Below are 21317 nucleotides of genomic sequence, written 5' to 3' on the forward strand. Positions count from 1 at the left end.
GCCTCGCGCAAAAGCACGAAGGCGCGGAGAGAACCGATCTTCTCTCCGCGCCTTCGCGCCTCTGCGTGAGGTCTTCGTTTCAGGCGATGGCGGGCGCGGCGAACATGGGGGCGACGACGAGGGCGGCGGCGCCGCGCAGGCGGGTCTGCTGGTCGCTGGCCTCGGGGATCACGGGGGTGGCGGCGCTCCCCTGCGTAAGCGTGCGCTCCGCCATCGCCCGCACCACCACCGGGCCGATCAGGTCCCACGCCGCCGCGATCTCGCCGCCCACGATGATGCGGGCCGGGTTCAGCGCGTTGACGATGGCGGCCAGGCCAAGGCCCATGTACCGCCCGCTGGCGTCCAGCGCCGCGCCCGCCGCCGCGTCGCCCGAGCGCGCGCGGGCGATCACGTCCGTCACCGTGAGGCCGGTGCCGCGGATGGCGGCGTAGCTTTCGCGCGAGGCCAGGTCGCGCCCCAGGTAGCGCGCCACGATGGCGTAGCTGGAGGTGTACGCCTCCCAGCACCCCCGCGACCCGCACGAGCAGGCGGGTCCGTCCAGCGTCAGCGGGATGTGGCCGAACTCGCCCGCCGCGTCGCGGTGGCCGCGCACCACCCGGCCGCTGACCACCAGGCCCGCGCCCACGCCGTCGCTGAAGGTGACGTAGACGTAGCTGTCCAGTGCGTCGGCCGCGGCCTCGCCGGTCCACATCTGCGCCAGCGCGCAGGCCACGGCGTCGCGCTCGATGGCCACGGGCACCCCCACCGCCGCCTCCAGCGCCCCGCGCAGGTCCACGTCGCGCCAGCCCAGCGTCGGCGCGTTGACGAGGCGCCCCGAGGCGCGGTCCACCATTCCCGGCACCACCAGGCCCACCCCCTGGCACGAGCCGGCGGCGGCGTTGGCCTCCAGCAGCCGCCCGACGCGGGCGGCCAGCTCGTCCACCAGCGCCGCGGGGTCCGCCGGGGTGGCGAGGATCTCCATCGCCAGCGTGCGGCCGCCGAAGTCCGACAGCATGACCTGCGTGCCGCTGAGCCGCACGTCGATGCCCACCACCAGCCGGTCGTGCGCGCGCACGTGCAGCAGCGTGGGCTTGCGCCCGCGCGGCGAGGTGCCGGTGGCCGCCTCGTACAGCAGCCCGCACTCGATCAGCTCGTTCACCAGCGGGCTCACCATGCCGCGCGCCACCTCCATGCGCCGCGCCAGGTCGGCGCGGCTGATGGGCTGGTACTCGCGCACCAGGTTCAGCACGATCTGGCGGTTGATCTCCTTGCTGGTCGTGCGCGTGGCACGCTGAAAGTTGCGCGGATCGATCTTCTGCACGGTGGATGATCACGGGTTTCCAGCGCGCGGCGGGGCGCCCGGCAAGTTACATCCCCGCGTCCCCTTTGTCATCCGGACGATACAAAGGCGGGCGGCCGCACCCGTGCGACCACCCGCCTTCCCTCGTCTGGATCTTTCCCGTGGATGATGCCGCGCGTCAGCGCTCCACGCCGTCCACGCGCGTGATCTGGTACGGATACCAGTGCCGCTCGCGCTCGGCGTGGACGATGATCTCGCCCATGCCGGCGGGCCGCAGCCGCAGGTCCGCCGAATGCTCGTCCTCGCTGACGAGCTCGGTGGGGACGAACTCCTGGTCCAGCACCTGCTCGGCGGAGTGCCGCAGGTCCTTGGGGTTGGAGAACACCAGGCCCAGCAGCTCCTCCGCCGCGCCAAGGGGGTTGCCGGCCGTCGTGCCCGGTTCGATGTCTGTGCTGCTCATACTCTACTCCACGGAACGTCGTGGCCCCAATTTGGAAGAGTTGCTTCCAAATTAATGATACCCGCGCCGCGCACAAGGGGTCCCCCCTTCCGATCCACCGTTCGGAGGAAGCCGCCGTGCCCCCCGCGCTTTCCGGTGATCTGGGAGAACAACACCTTCATGGGTACAGAGGAACAGAGTCAGACAGAGGAGATGGACCTCTGTCTGACTCTGTTCCTCTGTACGACGATTCTGTTTCAGGATCTGGAAGAAAGGGGGAGCTGAAGCGTGAACGTGCTGCCCTCGCCCAGGACGCTCTCGGCGGTCAGGGAGCCCTGCATGGCCTCGGCGATGGCGCGGCTGATGGCCAGCCCCAGCCCCGTGCCCTCCTCGGTGCGGGTAAGGTCCGAGCGAATCTGCACGAAGGGCTCGAAGATGGCCTCCAGCTTGTCAGGCGACAGGCCGATTCCGGTGTCGCTCACCCGGAAGCAGGCGTCGGCGCCGGAGGCCTCGCACGACAGGCGCACCCGGCCCGCGGGGGTGAACTTGATGGCGTTGGAAAGCAGGTTGGCCAGGACCTGCCGCAGCTTTTCCTCGTCCGCGCGCACCCACAGGTCCGTGTCCGGCGCGGCCACCTCCAGTTCCAGCCCGCGCGCGTGGGCCTGCGGCGCCACCAGCGCCTCGGCCGACGAGAGCGCGTCGCGCGCCGACACGTCGGCCAGGTCGTAGTGGACGGTGCCCGTCTCCAGCTTGGCGTAGTTCAGCACCTCGTTGATCAGCCCCAGCAGGTGCCGCTGCCCCGCCTTGATGCGCGCCAGGTCGTCGCGCTGCGTGTCGGTGACGGGGCCGCGCACGCCCATCTCGATGAGGTCGGCATACCCGCCGATGGCGTTGAGCGGGGTGCGCAGCTCGTGGCTCATCATCGCCAGGAACTGGCTCTTGGCCTGGTTGGCCTCTTCGGCGGCGGCGGTGCGCTCGGCCAGCCGCTCGGCGGTCCCGCGCAGCTCCTCGGCCTGCTGGTGAAGCCGCTGGGCCAGGGCGCGCGCCGCCTCCACCTGGCCGCCCAGCTGCAGCGAGAACGAGCGGGCGCGCAGCAGCACCTCGATCCGCGCGCGCAGCTCCGCCTTTTCGATGGGGGCCACGATCAGCTCGTCCACGCTGCGCCACACGTGCCGGGTGATCATCTTTACCCCCGGCCGCGAGGTCACCAGCAGCACGGGAAGAAAGCCGGGCTCGTCGCGGGCCTTGCGCCGCTGCACCCGCTCCCACAGGCGGTCCAGCGAGCGCCCGTCCAGGACCAGCAGGTCGAACTCGCCGTCCAGCGCGTCGTCGTCCGTGGCGGGGAGCACCTGGTGGCGGTCGCCCAGCTCGGCGGCCAGCAGCGACCGGTTCTCGCGCTGGTCCAGCAGCAGCAGAATGCGGCTGGGCTCCGCGCGGGCGGGCGGCGGCGCGGGCGCGTCGGCAGAGGACGAGGCGGCGGCGGGGGCGGCGTTCATTCGGTGTGTGGGGGCGCCCACTCGGGGGTGCCGGTCAAAATTCCCCGCAGCCCCGCCAGCGGCTCGCCCACCTGCACGCCGTCGCAGGTGATGGAGATCTCGCGCAGCGTGCGGGCAAAGTCGCCCATCCGCTTCTTGAGCACGCCCACGGCCTTGCGCAGCTCGCCCCCCATCTCCAGGTAGCGCAGGAAGACCAGGTTGTCGCACAGGTAGCTGACGCCCACCTCGGTCGCCCGGAAGTCGCCGGTGATGGCCTCGGTCTCGTTCAGCAGCAGCACCGTGACGCCCATGTTCTTGAGGTAGCGGCCCAGCGAGTGGAGGTGCGCCACCAGGTCGTCGCCCGCCAGGGTGAGCCGGTACCCCGCGATGCCGTCGATCATCACCATGCGCGTGCCGCGCTCTTCCACCTCGCGCCGCACCATCAGCGCAAACTCGCCGGGCGAGTAGCGCAGCGGCTCCACCTCCACCACCGACAGGGTGTCGTCGCGCAGCATGTCGTGCAGCGGCACGCCGATGTTCTCGCACCGGTGCAGCAGCGTCTCCATCTGCTCCTCGAAGGCGTACACCACCGAGCGCTCCCCGCGGCTGGCGGCCTCCTTCATGAACTGGATGCCCAGCGTGGTCTTGCCGGCGCCGCTGGGCCCGGTAAGGATGGTGATGGTGCCGCGCTCGATCCCCCCGCACAGCATCTCGTCCAGCTCGGTGATCCCCGACGGGATGAGCTCGGGGGTGAACTCGTGCCGGTGGTCGCCCGGCACCAGGCGCGGGTACACCTCCATCCCGCGCGCGCTAAGGCGGATGGAGTGGGTGCCGCCCTGGAAGTCGGAGCCGCGGAACTTGCTGACGCCCAGGGTGCGCCGCAGCACGCCGTGCGTGGGCGAGATCTCCAGGTCGATGATGCCGTCGGCCATGAAGCGCAGGTCGTCGTCGGGCGCGCTGGCGGTGGGCTCGGAGCTCATGAGCACCGTGGCGCCGTTCTCCACCAGGTAGCGCACGAACGAGCGGGCCTGCTTGCGGAACTGGAACGCGTCGGGCGCCAGGTAGCGCAGCGTGGTGACGGCGTCCACGAAGATGCGCTTGGGGCGCAGCTCCTCGATGGTCCGCACGATCTGCTGCGTCGTGGGGTCGCGCTCCACGTCGCCGGCCGAGAAGATGTCGTAGCTCTGGTTCTGGGCAAAGAACTCCCGGGTGGGGCTCAGGTCCAGAAAGTGGATGCCCGACAGGTCCAGCGCCTGCGACTCGGCGTCGCGCCGCAGCTGCGGCTCGGACGACTCAAGCGTGATGAGCAGCGCCGGCTCGCCCTGCGCGACGCCGCTGGCCAGAAAGTGCAGCCCCAGCGTGGTCTTGCCCGTGCCGGGGCCGCCCCGGACCAGGTACGCGCGCTCCGGGATGAGCCCGCCGTGCAGTACCTCGTCCAGGCCGGGCAGCCCCGTGGGGTGCCGTGGGGTGCCGCTCAAGCTGCCTCCGTTCCGTCGGATCTTGGAAAGTGTAGCCGGGCCGCGGTAAGATACGTGGCCCGGACGTCCGCCGCTCTTTGCAAACCCCTGACCACGGCTCCATGGCACTGTGTCGCGGCGGGCTTCGGGAAAGAGATTCTCACGCGGAGGGCGCAGAGGACACGGAGAAAACCACTACGTTCCCCCTGCTTTCTCCACGTGAGATCATGCGGGATTTGACGTCCTGAGTCCAGCGGCGCTGCGCGCACCCTGCCGGAGGAAGACAGGGTTGTCATTCCGAGGCCCGGCCACACTGCAATTGGACGAACACCGCGCAGGTTGCAGGGCCGAGGAATCTACTGTCGGTGTGCGCGAGGCCGGACGCGGCAGCCCGCGCCATGGCCGCGGCGGCGAAATGGCCAGACAGGGCCAGCGTGGAGGCGTCGCGGCAGGCCACGAGGAAACGGAAAGTAGATTCCTCGGTCGCACACCGGCTTCTTGGGGTCGGGTAAGGTGCCGGGTGTGTGCTCCCTCGGAATGACAGATTGGGATGGGACCAGGGGTCTTCATTCCGCGGCGTCTATTCGCCGCCGTCCGGCGGGCCGAGGGGGAGGCGGTAGCCCTCCACCAGCTCGGCGCCGGGGGGCTGAAAGTCGTGCTCGGGGGCGCGGACGAAGCCCATCCGCAGGTACATCCGCATTGCCGCGGCCATGCTCTCGGAGGTGTGCAGGCCCAGCTCCGCGGCGCCCATCCGCCGCGCGCGCCGGATGCACTCGTCCACCAGCGCCTGGCCCACGCCCTGGCCCCGCGCCTGGGGCGCCACGGCCAGCAGCCGCAGCTCCGGCCCGCTCGCCGGGCCCGTCTGGCCGCGGTACGCGTCCACGGCGGGGGGAAACAGCATCACGCTTCCCAGCAGCCGCCCGCCGCGCTCCGCCACGATGCGGTCCGGCCCCTCCACCTCCAGCGCGGCGCGGATGGCCGCGGAGAGCCCGGCCCACGCGTCCGGCCGCATGAGGGTGGCGTACTGCTCGTAGGCCTGCAGCGTCAGCGCGCGAAAGGCGTCGCGCTCGTCCGGGCGGGCGTCGCGGATCACCAGCGCGTCCGTCGTCATCAACCCAGACGCTCCCGGCCGTGGGGACTGTCCCAGTCCATCACCGGCCCCTTCGGCACGATGCGGGTGGGGTTCAGCTGGTCGTGCGTCATGTAGTAGTGGCGCTTGATGTGGCCGAAGCTCACGGTTTCGCCAAAGCCCGGGCGCTGGTACAGGTCGCGGGCGTACGCCCACAGGCTGGGGTAGTCCACCAGCCGGCGCAGGTTGCACTTGAAGTGGCCCACGTACACCGCGTCGAAGCGGGCCAGCGTCGTGAACAGGCGGATGTCGGCCTCCGTCAGCTGGCCGCCGACCAGGTAGCGCTGCCCGGCCAGCCGCGCCTCGAGCCAGTCCAGCCGCGCGAACAATCCATCGACCGCCGCCTCGTACGCCTCCTGCGACGTGGCGAACCCCGCGCGGTACACCCCGTTGTTCACCTCGCGGTAGACGACGTCGCTGATCTCGTCGATCTCCGCGCGCAGCGCCTGGGGATACAGGTCGGGCGCGCCGGGGCGGTGAAAAGCGGTGAACTGCGTCTCGAAGTCGAGGGTGATGTCGGGATAGTTGTTGGTCACCAGCCGCTGCGTGACGCGGTCCCAGATGCACGGCACGGTGTAGCGCCCGGTGTACGACGGGTCCGTGCGCAGGTACGCCTCGGAAAGGAACTGGAAGCCGCAGACGGTGTCCGGCCCGTGCCCGTCGCCGTCGCGAAACGCCCAGCCCCGTTCGTCGCGGATGGGGTCCACCACGGACATGGAGATCACGTCCTCAAGCCCCAGCAGCTTGCGGACGATGATGGCGCGGTGCGCCCACGGGCACGCCAGCGAGACGTACAGGTGGTAGCGGCCCGCCTCCGCGGGAAAGCCGGACGATCCGTCCGCCGTGATGCGGTCGCGGATGGAGTAGCGCTGCCGCACGAACGCGCCGTCCGCGCCCGTCTCCGCCGGAAACTGCCCCGCCGTGGTGCTCATCGGCCCTGTCTGTGGATGTTGATGCTGGTCGAGCGCGCAATCGTCCGCATCCTCCGTTCCCGGCGCGACCCGCGGCGCCCCCTCCGGGCTCGCATGACTCGCCCACCTCCCCCAAAACTGCTGGGGGAGGTTGGGGTGGGGCAGGGGGTGGAGGATCGGCGACGTGAATCGAACTGGCGCCCGACGGCGCCCCCACCCCGGCCCTCCCCCGCAAACTGCGCGGGGGAGGGTGACGCGCACGACAGGCATTTCGGAGCGGGATCGAAGTTCAACCTCCCCCAGCAGTTTTGGGGGAGGTGGCGAGCCTAGGCGAGCCGGAGGGGGCGCCCGCGGACGCAGCTCGATACCTCCGCAGCGCGCTCGAATCTTCCCCTCTCCCCGAGGAACGAGCGCGGCGGTGCCGGGGAGGTCCCGCTACCCGAACACCGCGATCAGCGCGGCGCCGGCGCTCACCAGCAGGGCGCCGGCGATGCGGTTGCGGGCGGCCGTGCGCTCGGCAAGGAACAGGATGCCCAGCCCCGTCGCGATCAGCAGGCCCGTGGACGTGATGGCGATGACGTAACCGGTCTGCGCCAGGCGCAGCGCCAGGTACAGCCCGGTCTGCTGCAGCGCGAAGGCCGTCCCCGCCAGCAGCACCCAGCCGCCCCAGGCCAGCGGCGCCCGCGGCAGCCCCACCGTGCCCGTTCGCCACGCCATCCCCGGCAGCGCCGCCACCGCCAGCAGCAGCGCCGAGCCCACGGCCAGCGTAACGCCCCACGGAAACGGCCCCACGATGTCGATTCCCGCCCGGTGCATCAGGCTGGTGACGCTCCATGCCACCGCCGCCGCCACCGCGTACCAGCTGGCGCGCTCGCGGGCCAGCGCGCGCAGCGGCTCCAGCGCCGAAAGCCCCGGCCGCAGCCCGATGCAGTACACGCCGGCGGTCACCAGCACCACGCCCGCGGCGGCGGGAAGGGTGGGGACTTCGCCCAGGAACAGCCAGCCGCCCAGCATCACCATGGGCGGCAGCAGGCCCATCAGCGGCTGCACGTGCGACAGGTCGCCCGTCCGCAGGGCCAGGGTCAGGAAGAGCATCCCCAGCACCTCCGGCACCAGCACCAGCCCCGCCACGCGCCAGTACGCGGGCGGCAGCGCCGGCCATCCGCCCGTCGCCGCCACCACGATCGCCAGCAGGAGCCCCGCCAGCAGCCGGAACGCCACGGTCGACACGACGGCCCCCGCGTGCCCCACCGCGCGCTTGAGCCCAAAGCTGGTCCACGCCGACCCAAAGGCGGCGGCCAGCGCGAACACGATCCACATCTGCCCCCATCCTACGCAGAGCAGCAGAGAGGCAGGGAAAGGCTTTCTCCCGCCGGCTCTGCTGCTTCCCGCGCTCCCGTTCCGTCATCCCGCGCCGCCCGCCGCGCGAGCGCTCCGCAACCTATCCTCCGGCCCGCCCGGCGGCACCCCTCACGAATGATCCCGACACCGGGTCAAGCCGCACGCGGCGGCTGCGGAGGGCCCCCGGCGCCACGCGATCATGACGTCCGCCGGGGTCGCTGGCATGAACGGGAGGATCCTGCAGCCGAACCCGCTGCGAGGCTTTGGCTTGGGCGGCCGGACGACGCACACGGCCACGGTTCGGGGGTACCGCGGCAGAGTTCCGCGGCAGCGTTGCTTCGGTCCTGGCTTGGAACGGATGGCTTTGCGGTTTGTGTCGTAATACGCATTGCGTCCTGGCGCTGTTTACTACATATTGATGCGTACCTTCGTTGTAAACGCATGTCTTCCCCTCCTGGCGAACACGCGCATCCTCTGATCTCCGAAAGACCTCCCGTGAAGAAGCTCAAGCTGAATGTCGAAGAGTTGGCCGTGGTTTCCTTTGATTTGGCGGCCATCGAGGAGCCCCGCGGCACCGTAAACGGTGCCATGGACGACTCGGGCGACTGCTCGCGGTATTGCGGCGCCACCATCTTCGAGTACATCTGGGAGGGTACCTGGATGAAGCCGTAGGCGCCCTGATGCGGGTTGCCGTGCGGCCGTTGGCCGATTGGGGTACGACGGACGTATAGGTATTCGGACCATCATGAAGCCGGCTGTCTCCTTCTCAGGAGTCAGCCGGTTCGTTTGTCCCGCGAACCGCCGCCGTTCCCGCATCTGCATATGTCGATGGCTTTGTAAGGCGAGTGCACACCAAGTACAGGCGCGAGCGCCGATCAGGCCCCCAACGCAGCGTCCCGCGCTCCGCCGGGCGCACGGCAGCACTCTTGCAGCCGCATTTGCCCAATCGGGCGGCGGCTCCGTTCGAAAGCCGATGTGATGCAACGGTTTGCAGGGATATCCAATCCAATCCAGGAGAGTGCAGATGACGAGAAAGATCCGCCTGAACCCGGACGCGCTCCGGGTCGAGTCGTTCGAGACGGACGCCGCCGAGCGTGAGCGCGGAACGGTGCAGGCGTACGACGCAGCCAGCGGCCAATCGTGCACCTACAACTGCACCCTGGACGAGCTGACCTGCCGGGGCGCGGCGTGCGGCACCATCCCCGTGCTGACCTGTCTTTGCTGACGTGCGGTGACGCGGGCGGCCTGGAACGGCGTTCCAGGCGTCCGATTACCAGACAATCACCCTTGAAGGAGACGAGCGGCGATGAAGAAGCTCCGCCTGAACGCAGAGGACCTGACCGTCGAGTCGTTCGCGACCGCCCACCCCGTGGATGAACGCGGAACGGTGCGCGGGCACGATGCGACCGAAGGGTGCAAGGTGACGGAATCGTGCACCAACTGCACGTACGACGATAGCATCTGCGGCCTGACCTGGCACTGCTCCAACGCGGCGCCGATCTGCTGATGGACACCCTGCGCGGATGCAGGGATGACGTCCGTCACCGCGGATGACAACGAAGCCCCGCAGCCGAACCGCTGCGGGGCTTTTGCCTGGACGACGAAATGGCGCCTTCTTTTCCACGCGGGGAGGCGGCCATTCACGACGGTCGATGGAGTACGGCGCCACCCCATTCCACTCACCCGGCGATAAACGTGAGGACCGCCGCGCCGCATGCGGCGGCGAGAAGGAGCGCCGAACCCGCGAGGCGGCGCTGGCGGCTGCGCGCGCGCCGGGCCTCTTCGGCGGCCAGCAGGGCGGGGGCGTGGATGGCCAGGTGCTCCGCCGCCGCGTGCAGCACCTGCATCAGGGCCGGGTCCACGACCAACTCCGGCACCTCGTCCACGCAGGCCCACCGCCGCTCGCGCTGGTGCGCTTCGGCCCAGGAAGTCAGCTCGCGCGTGACGTGCATCAGGAACACGGCCACCCGTGGGCCCTCCCCGCCGCCCCCGTGCCGGTACTCCCCGAAGGGCGTCCGGTCAATCGATCCGTGCACGCCGCCCTCCTCTTCCGCTTCCCGGGCGGCGGACCGCGCAGGGCCCAGCCTGGCGTTCACCTTTCCTTTGGGGATGATCCACCCGGTGCCGCCGCGCGGCGTGACCAGCAGGATCTCCACCTGTCCGTCGCGGATGCGGTAGGGGAGCGCGGCGCTCTGGGGCGTCGGACCGTCCGGGGATGGGTGCTCGCTCAAAGGCAATCGTCCTGTCGCGGTGCGGCTCGCCGGGTGGCGCGCTCCGCGGCGTGTGCGGCAAGGGGCACGCCGCCGGAGAATCGCCGCCGCGCTGGATCGGCGCCGCGGCGGGGATCACCGGTCAGGAAAGGGTCCTTGCCGTCTGCCGCTACCGTCACTGCCGTCCAGCGGCGTTTCCCGCGACCATTCCGCGAGGCAGCGCGAGGGCCGCCGCAGGCAGGGCCAGCCGCCGAGCCCTCATGGCAGGGTGCAGGAGAGCCGCGCAAAGGTGGCGCGCGCGTTCTTCTTGCCGCCCTCGCTGGTCAGGTACACGGAGCCGTCGGGGCCGAAGCCGATCCCCTCACCCTGCTTTTCGTCCAGCCCGTGCAGGTCCACCCGGCGCGGCGACAGCGGACCGCTCTCCGCCAGCGCCGCGGCGGGGTAGAACGCCGCCTCGTGCAGGGTGCGCAGCACGATCCAGCGCCCGTCCGGGCTGGCGTCGGCCGCCGTGATGCGCTCCTGCCTGTCCACCTTGTCGGCCGACAGGGCGCGGACGCGCTGCAGCGTGGCCTCCGCTCCGGCATCCGCCGGGGCGCGGTAGAGCACGACGGGGCCGCTTTCGCCCTTGGTGACCACGTGGATGGCGCCGTTCAGCACGAACAGGGCTTCGGCGTCGTGGGCGCCGTCGGGGTAGCGCAGCCGGATGGCCGTGGCCGGCGCGGACTGCGACGCGCCGGGCGCGGGCTCGGGAATGCGGTAGACGGTGATGGAGGCGCGCTCCGCGTCGTTGTCGCCGATGTCGGCCACGTACAGGCAGTCGCCGCTGGCGGGGCAGGGCGCCAGCGCGACATCCTCCCAGTCTTCCACCGACGCGCCGGCCACGCGCACGCGCCCGGCCGTGCGTCCCTGCGCGTCCACGGCGTAGAGCAGGGGATCGCCCGAGTCGTTGTGCGTCCAGAAGATCCCCGCGTGTGCGCGGCTCACCGCCACGCCGCTGCTCTCGTGGATCTCGGCGTCCAGGGGCCGCGGCGCGCCGTCGGGCGCGCAGACGGCCTCCGCCGGCGCCGCGGTTTCGTCCCTCTCCGTTTGCGCCAGCGGGGCGGCGCCCGTGCGGGCGTCGTCCAGCGCGGCGGGCGTGGCCTCCGCGGCGGGCCGGCCGCCGCTGGTGGCGTACGCCACCGCCGAGATGACCAGGATCGCGATCAGCAGCAGCCCTCCGAACTTGTACAGCCCTCTCTCCGCCATCTTTCCACTCCCCTTGCTGGATCAGGAACCGCCCCGCCCGGCGGACGCACGGAAGCCCGTGCGCCCGCCATCGTCCTCAGCGGCGGAAAACCACCGTCTGTCCCTCGCGCAGCCGCACGGTCAGCGTAGCGCCGTCCATGGTGCCGGTGGCCGGCTCGTCCACGTCCACGTCCGCGTCGCTGACCGCCGCCCCGGCCGATCCCGCGGCGTCATCCGCATCGTCCGCATCATCTGACTCATCCGCAGCGAAGGTGACCGCTTGGCCGGAGACGGTGTAGCGGCCGCGCTCCGTCTCGCGGTCTTCGCGGGGCGCCTGCCCCTCGCACGTCTCGCGTTCCACCGTCTCCAGCGTCCAGGCGCCGTCCGCCAGCGCCAGCGTGCCCGACAGCAACTCGTCGCGGCAGGCGCCGTCCGCCTCTACCACGGCGGGAAGCGCGCGACCGTCCACCCGGGCCAGCGCATACGTGCCGGGCACGCCGCCGACGCGGTCCTGCGCACCCGAGCGCTCCGCCGCCACCACCAGCGCCGCGGCGCCGAAGCCCGCCAGCAGCAGGGTCTTGCTCTTCATCATGTCCCGCACTCCTTGTCCTTCGGTTCCAGCGGATGGCGGACATCCACCCCCGCCCGATTTCGTCGCCCTCCCCGGGCGTCCCGGCCCGGTTCGATCGGTCATTCACCATCCAGACGGAGCCGGCGGCCAAAGTGTTGAGGTGGATGCATCCGCCCGGCTCCGGGCTGCCGTCGCCATCCCGGGCGGCGGACGCGAAAAGGCCCCGCATCGACGTGCGATGCAGGGCCATTCGCTCTCTGGACGGTCGGGTGGATCTCATCTCGGGCGGTGTCGGTGAACTCTCACCGCGGTTTGACTTCCTGGGTCCGGCGGCTCTCCGCGCACCCTGCTGGATGAAACAGGGCTGTCATTCCGAGGCCCGGCCACGCTGCCGCCGGACGAATGCGCCGCGGGTTGCAGGGCCGAGGAATCTACCGTCGGCCCGCGCGAGCCCGGACGCGGTAGCCCGCTCCATCGCCGCGGCGGCGAAACAGCCGGACAGGGCCAGCGTGGAGGCGTCGCGGCAGGCCACGAGGAAACGGAAAGTAGATTCCTCGGTCGCGCGCAAGCGGTTGTGCAGCCTCTGGTTGCACGTGGTGCGCTCCCTCGGAATGACAGATGTGAGTCCGGTCCAAGAAGTTGCCCATGCCGCTTGATCCACACAGGTGTGGAGAAGTCAACTTCGGAGGATGCGCTCAGACGCACGATCTCGACGTGGGGATACTGCGGAGGACCCCCAAATCCGCGGCATCCGCCGCCGCTCCGGACTTTTTAGACCGGACTCAGATGTGGGTGTGTCCGGGGATTTCTCCAAGCAGGAAGGCGTCACTTCGCGGATGCTGGTACGATGGATTTTGGCGCCGACCGAAGGACCTCGCCGGTAGAACCGAGGGGCCGGCTCCTGAGCACAGGAGCCAGCCCCTCAATTCTGCCAACGAGGTCCTTCGGTCGCGCGCAATCGCCTGTGCTACATCGGATTACACGTGGTGCGCTCCCTCAGGAAGTCAGCGCCTTTGTGTGATTCTCGGGATGGCGATCCCGCGGCTAGCGCGTCCACACCGCCCAGTCGTTGCCGGACGTCGCCAGCGTCCAGCCGGCGCCGGGGGACCAGCTTCCGGGGCCGATCTTCATCGCGACGTTGTTGTTCACGATTGCCGCGTAGCGGGTGGCGTCCGCCATCTGCACGGAGATGGTGCTGGTGGAAGTGACGCCCTGCGCCTTCCGGATGCCGATGAGCGTGCGGATCTTGTTCTGCAGGTCCGGGCCCCAGTCGAAGTAGTGCGGCCAGTACACCGTGGGCGTGCCGGGATGGGTAAGGATGTACGCGTATCCCTGCTCCACCTTGGAGCCCGGGAAGGGCCAGTGGTTCTGCCCGCCGTCGGGCGAGGGGCCGGTGTCGTGGTTGTCGACGAAGGTCACGCTCATCGCCGGCCACCAGCCGATGGCGCCGGGAATGCACCCCATCCGCCAGTACTCGGTGCGGTCCACCGCCAGCTGCAGCTGCCACTTCGTGGTGAAGTCGAACGCGGCCGAGCGGTCGCCGGTCGCGTTGATCCAGTCCATCAGCTTCTGGCGGTGGTAGTTGATGCTGGAGCACGAGGCGTAGTAGTCGCCCGTGATGTCGGGCCACAGCTCGCCCACCGAAAAGTACGGTGTGGTGGCCGTGTTGTAGCCGCCCACGTACGAGGGAGAGAAGCCCTTCACGTAGTCGTACCGCCACCCGTCGAAGCCCGCGTTGCCGGTGCCCTTGAGCCAGTTGAGCCAGCTGGTGATCTCGGTCTGCACCGAGGAATACGTGTGGTCCAGGTCGCGCGCCGCGTGGTAGCCGTCGCCGGTGTCGACGTTCCCCGTGCCCAGCCCCCACTCGTCGTTGCTGGTGACCGCCCGCGCGTTGTTGGTGAAGGCGGGGGTGGTGAAATCTGCCCAGTTGGTGGTCCCCGCGCGGTGGTTCACCACCACGTCGCCGATGACCTTGATCCCGCGGGTGCGCAGGGCCGCCGTGGCGGAGCGCAGCTGCGTGCCCGTGCCGTACATCGACGCATCCAGGTTGCGCCACTCGGTGGGCAGGTACCCGGCCGAGTCGGCGGCGCGCGAGGCGGGCGGAAGCCAGACCATGGTGAACCCGGCGGTCTTGATGTCGGGCGCCTTGGCGGTGACGATGTTCCACCAGTCCCAGCGGTGCGAGTTCCAGTGAAAGCCCTGCAGCAGCACGTCCTGCCCGCCGCCGGCGAACTGCGCGTACCGCGGCGCCGCCGGCGAGGCGGCCGTGGGAGACATGGGGCCGTCCAGCCGCGCGGTGTCGCAGCCGGCGGCGAGCGCCCCCAGGAACAGGGCGAGCGGGAGAAGGCGTGCCTTCCAGCGAGGCGTGTTCATCATCGTCGGGGTGGGCGAGGGAGGCGTGTCACGGAAGGGGAGATCGATGCCCCCGATCCGTACGGATGCCGCCGATCGCCGCAGTTTTCGAGCCGCGCGTAACCGGCCATCCTGATTTAGTTTGGAAATCTTCCGAATTCTCCGTGCACCAGAAAAGGGCGCGGCGCCTCACCATTCTGGTACGAACGGCGAAGGGGTACAGAGGGACAGAGAACAGCCAGAGGAACAGAGGAAGACCCGTTGTCCTCTGCTCCTCCGGCTGTTCTCTGCTCCTCTGTACCCCTCGCTTTTCTTTTTCCGGCCGATTCTAGAAGACGCAGCCGGAGCGGGGCGGAAGGGTGATGACCAGCGCATCGCCGTCGCGGCGGGGCGGGGCGCACACGCCCAGCACGTCCGCACCCAGCTCCGCCGCGGGAATGCGCACCTCGGCGGCCGTGGTGTCGTTGTTCAGCGCCACCACCGTCGCACCCCGGCGGTAGACGTACTGCTGGTCGCCCACGTGCAGGTTCACCACCGGCCCCTGGCGCAACTCGCCGCGCTGGGCGCGCAGCCGCAGCAGCCGCTGCACGTGCGTGAACGTGGCCTGCTCGGCGGGCGTGCGCCCCGACGCCTGGAACGCGTTGCGCGGGTCGCCCCGCCATCCGCCGGGAAAGTCGCGGCGGTTGTCGGGGTCGCCGCCGCCCGGCAGGCCGATCTCGTCGCCGTAGTACAGCAGCGGCGTGCCGCGGGTGGTGAGCAGAAAGGTGTACGCCAGCCGCAGCCCCTCGGGCGTGGCGCCCTGCTCGCCCATGAAGCGCCCCACGTCGTGCAGCCCCAGAAAGGTCACCAGGGACTGCGGATCCTCGTACAGGTGGTCGCGCCCCAGCATCTGCACCACCTCGCGCAGCGGCTTCCCCTCGACGAACGCCCGCCGCAGGGGAAAGAACAGGGGAAAGTCGAACAGCGCGTCCACCCCGTCGTCGATCCCGTCCCACCGCGCGCGGCGGCCGCTGAAGAACGCCACGTTGGCCGGGTCGCCGTCGTACACCTCGCCCACCACGCGCATCTGCGGGTGCTCGCGGCGAATCCCCGCCATCCACTCGCGCCAGAACGAGCGCGGCACGTACGGCCAGGTGTCCTGGCGAATGCCGTCGATGCCGCTCATCCCCGCCCACCACAGGGTGTTCTGGATCAGGTAGCGCGCCACCTCGGGGTCATCCTGGTTCAGGTCCGGCAGGATGTCGACGAACCAGCCGTCCAGCACCGGGCGGCGGATCTCGGGCGTGGCGTGCGGATCGGCCAGCGTCCAGATCTGCCAGGTGTTGGACAGGTGCCGCTGCACCGTGCCGTTGAACCAGGTGGGCGTGGGCGAGTCGTGCACCCACGGGTGGTGCGGGCTGGTGTGGTTGGCCACCATGTCCAGGATGATCTTGATCCCCTGCGCGTGCGCCTCGTCCACCAGCCGCCGCAGCGTCGCCATGTCGCCAAAGCGCTCGTCCACCGCGTAGTGGTCGATGGCGTGGTAGCCGTGGTACGCGGTGGTGGGGTCGCCCTGATACACCTCGATGGTGTCGAGCGTGTTGGTGTTGTCGTAGATGGGGTTCATCCAGATGGCGGTGATCCCCAGGTCGCGCAGGTACGGCAGGCGCTGCCGCACCCCTTCCAGGTCGCCGCCGTGCCACCGGCGCAGGTGCCCGCGGTCCAGGATGCCGCGCGACACGGCCGGCTGGTCGTTCCCCGGGTCGCCGTTGGCGAAGCGGTCCGGCATCAGCAGGTAGATGACGTCGTCGGGCCCGAAGCCCTGGTAGCGGCCCGTGGCCGGCAGTTCGGGCGATACGGTGAACGCCACCGGCGCCGTTCCGCCCGGCGTGCGCAGGGTGAGCGGGTACTGCCCCGGGGCGACGCCGTCGTCCACCGTCACGTCCACGAACGCGTACGTCCCCGCCGCGTTCACCTTGACCTCGCCGCACGCCAGCCGCGGGCACTCCATGCGCGCACCCGCCAGCGCCCGGCCGCGGATGAGCAGGCGGACGGGGTTGATGGAGTGGCCCGCCCACCAGTTGGGCGGGTCCACCTTGAGCACCACCGGGGCCTGCGCCTGCGCGCCGCCGGCGGCGAGCGCAACCGCGGCCAGCGCGGTGACGAAACGGGTCACGGGCTTCATCGGGGTCGGGTTCGGATGATGGGATGGAGCGAGCCTGACCGGGGCCCGCCGGTCCCCAATCTGCGCAGAGAGCGCCCTGTCCGACAGGGCACCGGCGCTTCGTGGATCGTCGATCGCAAGACGCGGAACCGGGCGGCCGGCGTACGCGGGGGACGCGCTGAAAGCGGCTGCCCGGCGAACCGTGCGCGGCACGGCGCAATGCGGGTGGATCGGGGTTGCGTTGGCGAGGATGCCGCTGCTATGCTGGCGGAAACCGTTCGTTCTCTGTCATCACCCGAGGAGGAGCCGATGATTCGCAAGCTCACGCTGCAACTGGACACGCTCGCCATCGAGTCGTTCGAGGTGGGCGCGGGGGACGCGGTGCCGGCCGGCACCGTGCGCGCCAACGAGGCCGCCCCCTGCACCATCGGCTATCCGCTCAGCTGCCCCGGCACGTACCACACCTGTGCCTCCTTCGACCGCACCTGCCGCGCCGAAGCGTACTGACGCGTCGGACCGCAGGGAAAGCAGGCGGAGGCGCGGAGCGATCGCTCCGCGTCTCCGCTTTGTCATGTGGGTGCGGACGTCCACTGTCATTCTGAGGAAGGCGCCGCCCCGAGCCGTCCGGAACGCTCCGCACCCTGTGCGCCGACCGAAGAATCTCCGTCGGAAACGGGGGCTTCTCGCGCGGAACCGAGCCGTAGCCGGCACGACGGTGCGCCCATCAGGGGCCACCGGAACGCGGAGCCAGCACCGGACGATCGCTGTCATTCTGAGGAAGGCGCCGCCCCGCGCTGTCCGGAACGCGCGGCAGCCTGCGCGCCGACCGAAGAATCTCCTTCGGAAACGGGGGCTCCTCGCGCGGAACCCAGCCGCAGCCGGCACGACGGTGCGCCCATCGATAGGCAGCACCGGACGATCGCTGTCATTCTGAGGAAGGCGCCCACCCCGAGCCGTCCACAACGCGCGTCAGCCTGCGCGCCGACCGAAGAATCTCCTTCGGAAACGGGGGCTCCTCGCGCGGAACCCAGCCGTAGCCGACACGACGGTGTGCCCATCAATGAGGGGGCCATCGAAAAGCCGTCGCAGCACCGGACGATCGCTCTCATCCTCAGCCTCAGAGGGTGTTGCCAAACCTCAGATCCATAACGAAGCGGTGACTTCCTGAGGGAGCGCATCACGTCCAACCAGAAATCACACTACGGATTGCGCGCGACCGAAGGACCTCGTCTCGGTGGCGCAGGGGCCAGATCAGGGCACGAGACCAGCCCCGTCGTTCTGCTGGCGAGGTCCTTCGGTCGGCGCCAGGGTGCAGTGTACAAGCGAGTTGCGGGGCGGCGCCTCCCTCAGGAAGTCAATCACGCTGGGAGGTTTGGCAACACCCACTGAGGAAGGCGCCGCTCCTCGATCTGCGGGTACGAAAAAGCCATGGCGCCGACCGAAGGATCTCGCTGGCACAAATCGAGGGGCTGGTCCCGCGGCATGAAGCCGGCCCCGCCTCGCCGGAGAGCAGGTCCTTCGGTCGCGCGCAGGCGGTTGTGTGGAAACGGGTTACATGCGGTGGGCTCCTTGAGAGGGTGTTGCTAAACCTCACATCCATAACGAAGCGGTGACTTCCTGAGGGAGCGCATCACGTCCAGCCAGAAGTCACACTACAGATTGCGCGCGACCGAAGGACCTCGTCCCGGTGGCGCAGGGGCCAGATCAGGGCACGGAACCAGCCCCGTCGCTCTGCTGGCGAGGTCCTTCGGTCGGCGCGAAGGTGCAGTGTACAAGCGAGGTGCGGGCGGCGCCTCCCTCAGGAAGTCAATCACGCTGGGAGCTTTGGCAACACCCACTGAGGAAGGCGCCGCTCCTCGATCTGCAGGTACGAAAAAGCCATGGCGCCGACCAAAGGATCTCGTTGGCACAAACCGAGGAGCTGGTCCCGCGGCATGAAGCCGGCCCCGTCTCGCCGGAGAGCAGGTCCTTCGGTCGCGCGCAGGCGGTTGTGTGGAAACGGGTTACACGTGGTGCGCTCCCTCAGGAAGTCATCGCTTCTTTGTGAGTTTGGGGTTCAGCAACACCCTCTGAGGAAGCCACCGCTTCGTCGTGAGTGTGAAGGGTTGGCGACACACTCTCAGCAAGCCACCGCTTCGTTGTGAGTTCGAGGTTTGGCGACACCCTCTCAGGACGTCAGGCGCCTGCGCCTGGGACCCGAAAACTCGAACGACCCCGGGGGGACTTGGAACGATCTGTGCCGCAACGCCGAGCGACCTCTTCTGGGGGCTGAACCATCCCCCACACGATCCTCCGGAGCACCTGGCCCGGCTGATGACCGTTCCTGAAAAGTCGCGCCCGCAGCGCACGACGCCTCTGGGCGTACTCCGGTCGGTTTCCGAAACCGAAGCGGCGGATTTCGCCGGCGGCTCCACCAGCGCCATGGAGGGCAGCGGACTGTACCGCCTGCTGGTGGACAGCGTACTGGACTACGCCATCTTCGCGCTGGACCCCACGGGCCACATCCTCAGCTGGAACGCCGGTGCGCAGCGCCTCAAGGGCTACCGTCCGGAAGAGATCATCGGCAAGCACTTCACCATCTTCTATCCCCCCGAGGACGTGGCGCGGGGAAAGACCACCATCGAACTGGAGATCGCCACGCGCGACGGGCGGGTCGAGGACGAGGGATGGCGGGTCCGGAAGGACGGCTCCCGCTTCTGGGCCAACGTGGTGATCACGGCGCTCCGCGACTCCGACGGCACCCTGGTGGGATTCGCCAAGGTCACCCGTGACCTCACCGAGCGGCGCTCGGCCGAGGAAGCGCTGCGCCTGAGCGAAGAGCGGTTCCGCACCCTGGTGCAGGGCGTAAAGGACTACGCCATCTTCATGCTGGACCCGCAGGGCCGGGTCGCCAGCTGGAACGAGGGGGCAAAACGGATCAAGGGCTACGAGGCAGGCGAGATCATCGGCCGCCACTTCTCCGCGTTCTACCCCGCGGCCGACGTCGCGGCGGGAAAGCTGAAGATGGAGCTGGACGTAGCCATCCGTGAGGGGAAGTACGAAGAGGAAGGGTGGCGCGTGCGGAAGGACGGGTCCTGCTTCTGGGCCAACGTCCTCATCACCGCGCTGCGCGACTCCGGCGGGCGCCTGGTGGGATTCGCCAAGGTCACGCGGGACCTTACGGAACGCAAGGCGGCGCAGGAGCGGGAGGTCGCCGACGCGCGGCGGATCGCCGAGATCGAAACCGCCAGCCGCACCAAGAGCGAGTTCCTGGCCGCGATGAGCCACGAGCTTCGCACGCCCATCAACGCCACGCTGGGATACGCGGACCTGCTGGAGATGGAGATCGCGGGCCCGGTCACGGAACAGCAGCAGGAGTACCTGAAGCGCATTCGCGGAAGCCAGCAGCACCTGCTCCGCATCGTCAACGACCTGCTCAACTACAGCCGCATCGAGGCAGGGCAGGTGGAGTACGAGATCACGCCGGTTTCCCTGCACACAGCGGTCGAGGCGGTGCTGGCGATGGTGGAGCCGCTGGCGCTGGCAAAGGGCATCGTCCTGAAGCACGGCCCCTGTCCGGAGGGCATCATGGCGCGGGCGGACCTGGGAAAGACGGAGCAGATCGTGCTCAACCTTCTTTCCAACGCGGTCAAGTTCACTCCCGCCGGCGGCCGGGTCACGGCCGGGTGCGGCACGGTGGACGGAACGCCGTGCGTGACGGTATCCGACACGGGCCCGGGCATTCCGCCCGAGCACCAGCACTCCATCTTCCAGCCGTTCGTGCAGCTGGGGCGGTCACTCACCAGCGGACACGAGGGGACGGGGCTGGGGCTGGCGATCAGCCGCGACCTTGCCCGCGCGATGGGCGGAGAGATCACCCTGCGAAGCGAGCCGGGGGAGGGCGCGACCTTTACCGTGACGCTGCCCCCGGACCGGTAGCGCGGGCGCCGTTCGCTACCCGTCGCCCCGTTCGATCCGTATCTCGCGCAGGATCTTCCTGACCCGCTCCAGCGCACCGCCATCGATGCTTCCCGTCGCTGGCGGTGTGCGTACCGCCCGGTCGCGCTCTACGGCTTCGGCAGCCTCTTCCTCGCGCTTCTGCGCCACGACCTCCGCCGTCCCGCTCAGCGATTCGGCCCGCTCCGGCGGGCGGGCACGGCCAAGGTATGCGCGCAGCTCCTCCTCGGAGGCCGCTTCCCATCCTTCCGGCACGGGCACGAGCCGGCGGCGGTCCTGTCCACCGCCGACCTGAAAGCTGAGCCAGCCCTCGGCGTACGCCGCCCGCACGTTTGCGCCCGAACGCGGAACCGTGCTCCACGCCAGCCATGTCCTCCCACTCTCGTCCATGAATTCGCGTAACGGCATTTCGATCGGCTGCTCAAGGCGGACGAATTGACGCTTCCCTCCAGGGGGCAATCCGTGGCCGTGGTGGCCCTCTGGCAAAGGCGGATCGCGCAGGCGCGTCCAATGTATGTTCACCTTTCCGAGTGCCTGCCGCAAGGACCTCCCTCAGAGCGTGTTTAAGAATCCGACGCTGCGCATCCAGGCAGATCTACCAGCGCTGTCATTCCGAGGCCCGGCCACGCCGTAGCCTGCTTTCACACCAGAGGTTGCAGGGCCGAGGAATCCCCTGTCGGATTGCTGGAGGGCAGACGCGGTAGCCGTGCTTACCTTGCGGCTACGACACGGGCGGACAGGGCCAGTGCCGGAGCGGTGCGGCGGGGCACCAGCAGCAGACAGTAGATTTCTCAGTCGGCGCGCCGGATTTCGTGCGAGCCGATGGTGCGGTGTGGCGCCTCCTTCGAAA

Annotated in this window: 18 protein-coding genes; 5 read left to right on the top strand and 13 right to left on the bottom strand. The window is 69.7% G+C overall.

The window, feature by feature from the left end:
* Positions 1 to 79: 79 nt before the first annotated feature.
* The 7 genes from VGC13_RS20170 to VGC13_RS20200 form a co-directional block, all read right to left on the bottom strand.
* Entirely contained in the window at positions 80 to 1300 is a 1221-nt protein-coding gene (locus VGC13_RS20170; RefSeq protein ID WP_331127091.1) for an ROK family protein, read from the bottom strand.
* Positions 1301 to 1457: 157 nt separating this feature from the next.
* Positions 1458 to 1739 carry a hypothetical protein gene (locus VGC13_RS20175; RefSeq protein ID WP_331127092.1) on the bottom strand — a complete coding sequence of 94 codons (282 nt, stop codon included), beginning with the start codon at positions 1737 to 1739 and terminating at the stop codon, positions 1458 to 1460.
* A gap of 236 nt (positions 1740 to 1975) precedes the next feature.
* A complete protein-coding gene (locus VGC13_RS20180) occupies positions 1976 to 3214 on the bottom strand; it encodes a HAMP domain-containing sensor histidine kinase (protein ID WP_331127093.1) in 1239 nt (412 codons plus the stop codon).
* Complete coding sequence (locus tag VGC13_RS20185) at positions 3211 to 4671, bottom strand: ATPase domain-containing protein (RefSeq protein WP_331127094.1); 1461 nt, start codon at positions 4669 to 4671, stop codon at positions 3211 to 3213. Before VGC13_RS20185 ends, VGC13_RS20180 begins: the two co-directional genes overlap by 4 nt.
* Before the next feature lie 559 nt (positions 4672 to 5230).
* The gene (locus VGC13_RS20190; protein ID WP_331127108.1) at positions 5231 to 5761 is read right to left on the bottom strand and encodes a GNAT family N-acetyltransferase; all 531 of its coding nucleotides are present in this window, start codon (positions 5759 to 5761) and stop codon (positions 5231 to 5233) included.
* The gene (locus VGC13_RS20195) at positions 5761 to 6711 is read right to left on the bottom strand and encodes a glutathione S-transferase family protein (protein WP_331127095.1); all 951 of its coding nucleotides are present in this window, start codon (positions 6709 to 6711) and stop codon (positions 5761 to 5763) included. The genes VGC13_RS20190 and VGC13_RS20195 overlap by 1 nt, the downstream gene beginning before the upstream one ends.
* A 414-nt stretch (positions 6712 to 7125) precedes the next feature.
* Positions 7126 to 8010: an EamA family transporter gene (locus VGC13_RS20200; protein WP_331127096.1), complete on the bottom strand. Its 885-nt coding sequence runs from the start codon at positions 8008 to 8010 to the stop codon at positions 7126 to 7128.
* Between the two features lie 516 nt (positions 8011 to 8526).
* Between VGC13_RS20200 and VGC13_RS20205 the strand changes: the two genes are divergently transcribed.
* From VGC13_RS20205 to VGC13_RS20215, 3 genes are all read left to right on the top strand, one after another.
* The gene (locus tag VGC13_RS20205) at positions 8527 to 8703 is read left to right on the top strand and encodes a hypothetical protein (RefSeq protein ID WP_331127097.1); all 177 of its coding nucleotides are present in this window, start codon (positions 8527 to 8529) and stop codon (positions 8701 to 8703) included.
* Positions 8704 to 9055: 352 nt separating this feature from the next.
* Positions 9056 to 9256 carry a hypothetical protein gene (locus tag VGC13_RS20210; RefSeq protein WP_331127098.1) on the top strand — a complete coding sequence of 67 codons (201 nt, stop codon included), beginning with the start codon at positions 9056 to 9058 and terminating at the stop codon, positions 9254 to 9256.
* 81 nt (positions 9257 to 9337) lie between these two features.
* The gene (locus tag VGC13_RS20215) at positions 9338 to 9538 is read left to right on the top strand and encodes a hypothetical protein (protein ID WP_331127099.1); all 201 of its coding nucleotides are present in this window, start codon (positions 9338 to 9340) and stop codon (positions 9536 to 9538) included.
* A gap of 172 nt (positions 9539 to 9710) precedes the next feature.
* Here the strand turns inward: VGC13_RS20215 and VGC13_RS20220 are convergent, their stop codons facing one another.
* The 5 genes from VGC13_RS20220 to VGC13_RS20240 form a co-directional block, all read right to left on the bottom strand.
* Positions 9711 to 10262, bottom strand: a complete 552-nt coding sequence (locus tag VGC13_RS20220) for an NUDIX hydrolase (RefSeq protein ID WP_331127100.1) — start codon at positions 10260 to 10262, stop codon at positions 9711 to 9713.
* Between the two features lie 237 nt (positions 10263 to 10499).
* Complete coding sequence (locus VGC13_RS20225) at positions 10500 to 11486, bottom strand: hypothetical protein (protein WP_331127101.1); 987 nt, start codon at positions 11484 to 11486, stop codon at positions 10500 to 10502.
* A 76-nt stretch (positions 11487 to 11562) separates the two neighbouring features.
* Positions 11563 to 12057: a hypothetical protein gene (locus VGC13_RS20230; protein WP_331127102.1), complete on the bottom strand. Its 495-nt coding sequence runs from the start codon at positions 12055 to 12057 to the stop codon at positions 11563 to 11565.
* A gap of 1023 nt (positions 12058 to 13080) precedes the next feature.
* Positions 13081 to 14409, bottom strand: a complete 1329-nt coding sequence (locus tag VGC13_RS20235; protein ID WP_331127103.1) for an alpha-amylase C-terminal beta-sheet domain-containing protein — start codon at positions 14407 to 14409, stop codon at positions 13081 to 13083.
* 307 nt (positions 14410 to 14716) lie between these two features.
* Complete coding sequence (locus VGC13_RS20240; RefSeq protein ID WP_331127104.1) at positions 14717 to 16552, bottom strand: alpha-amylase family glycosyl hydrolase; 1836 nt, start codon at positions 16550 to 16552, stop codon at positions 14717 to 14719.
* Positions 16553 to 16840: 288 nt separating this feature from the next.
* Between VGC13_RS20240 and VGC13_RS20245 the strand changes: the two genes are divergently transcribed.
* Together VGC13_RS20245 and VGC13_RS20250 are read left to right on the top strand one after the other, a co-directional pair.
* On the top strand, positions 16841 to 17038 hold the full coding sequence (locus VGC13_RS20245; protein ID WP_331127105.1) for a hypothetical protein: 198 nt from the start codon (positions 16841 to 16843) through the stop codon (positions 17036 to 17038).
* A 1914-nt stretch (positions 17039 to 18952) separates the two neighbouring features.
* A complete protein-coding gene (locus VGC13_RS20250; RefSeq protein ID WP_414683008.1) occupies positions 18953 to 20449 on the top strand; it encodes a PAS domain-containing sensor histidine kinase in 1497 nt (498 codons plus the stop codon).
* 15 nt (positions 20450 to 20464) lie between these two features.
* Here VGC13_RS20250 and VGC13_RS20255 read toward each other — a convergent pair whose 3' ends face one another.
* On the bottom strand, positions 20465 to 21010 hold the full coding sequence (locus VGC13_RS20255) for a hypothetical protein (protein WP_331127107.1): 546 nt from the start codon (positions 21008 to 21010) through the stop codon (positions 20465 to 20467).
* Between the last annotated feature and the right edge of the window lie 307 nt (positions 21011 to 21317).

This window comes from Longimicrobium sp. (assembly GCF_036399255.1).
Lineage (GTDB): Bacteria > Gemmatimonadota > Gemmatimonadetes > Longimicrobiales > Longimicrobiaceae > Longimicrobium.

What these genes read in the sequence shown, in the direction of transcription:
- VGC13_RS20180 (WP_331127093.1), bottom strand. Translation starts at nt 3,214, where the DNA reads ATGAACGCCGCCCCCGCCGCCGCCTCGTCCTCTGCCGACGCGCCCGCG.
- VGC13_RS20175 (WP_331127092.1), bottom strand. Translation starts at nt 1,739, where the DNA reads ATGAGCAGCACAGACATCGAACCGGGCACGACGGCCGGCAACCCCCTT.
- VGC13_RS20245 (WP_331127105.1), top strand. Translation starts at nt 16,841, where the DNA reads ATGATTCGCAAGCTCACGCTGCAACTGGACACGCTCGCCATCGAGTCG.
- VGC13_RS20215 (WP_331127099.1), top strand. Translation starts at nt 9,338, where the DNA reads ATGAAGAAGCTCCGCCTGAACGCAGAGGACCTGACCGTCGAGTCGTTC.
- VGC13_RS20235 (WP_331127103.1), bottom strand. Translation starts at nt 14,409, where the DNA reads ATGAACACGCCTCGCTGGAAGGCACGCCTTCTCCCGCTCGCCCTGTTC.
- VGC13_RS20250 (WP_414683008.1), top strand. Translation starts at nt 18,953, where the DNA reads ATGGAGGGCAGCGGACTGTACCGCCTGCTGGTGGACAGCGTACTGGAC.
- VGC13_RS20210 (WP_331127098.1), top strand. Translation starts at nt 9,056, where the DNA reads ATGACGAGAAAGATCCGCCTGAACCCGGACGCGCTCCGGGTCGAGTCG.
- VGC13_RS20200 (WP_331127096.1), bottom strand. Translation starts at nt 8,010, where the DNA reads ATGTGGATCGTGTTCGCGCTGGCCGCCGCCTTTGGGTCGGCGTGGACC.
- VGC13_RS20230 (WP_331127102.1), bottom strand. Translation starts at nt 12,057, where the DNA reads ATGATGAAGAGCAAGACCCTGCTGCTGGCGGGCTTCGGCGCCGCGGCG.
- VGC13_RS20240 (WP_331127104.1), bottom strand. Translation starts at nt 16,552, where the DNA reads ATGAAGCCCGTGACCCGTTTCGTCACCGCGCTGGCCGCGGTTGCGCTC.
- VGC13_RS20190 (WP_331127108.1), bottom strand. Translation starts at nt 5,761, where the DNA reads ATGACGACGGACGCGCTGGTGATCCGCGACGCCCGCCCGGACGAGCGC.
- VGC13_RS20225 (WP_331127101.1), bottom strand. Translation starts at nt 11,486, where the DNA reads ATGGCGGAGAGAGGGCTGTACAAGTTCGGAGGGCTGCTGCTGATCGCG.
- VGC13_RS20195 (WP_331127095.1), bottom strand. Translation starts at nt 6,711, where the DNA reads ATGAGCACCACGGCGGGGCAGTTTCCGGCGGAGACGGGCGCGGACGGC.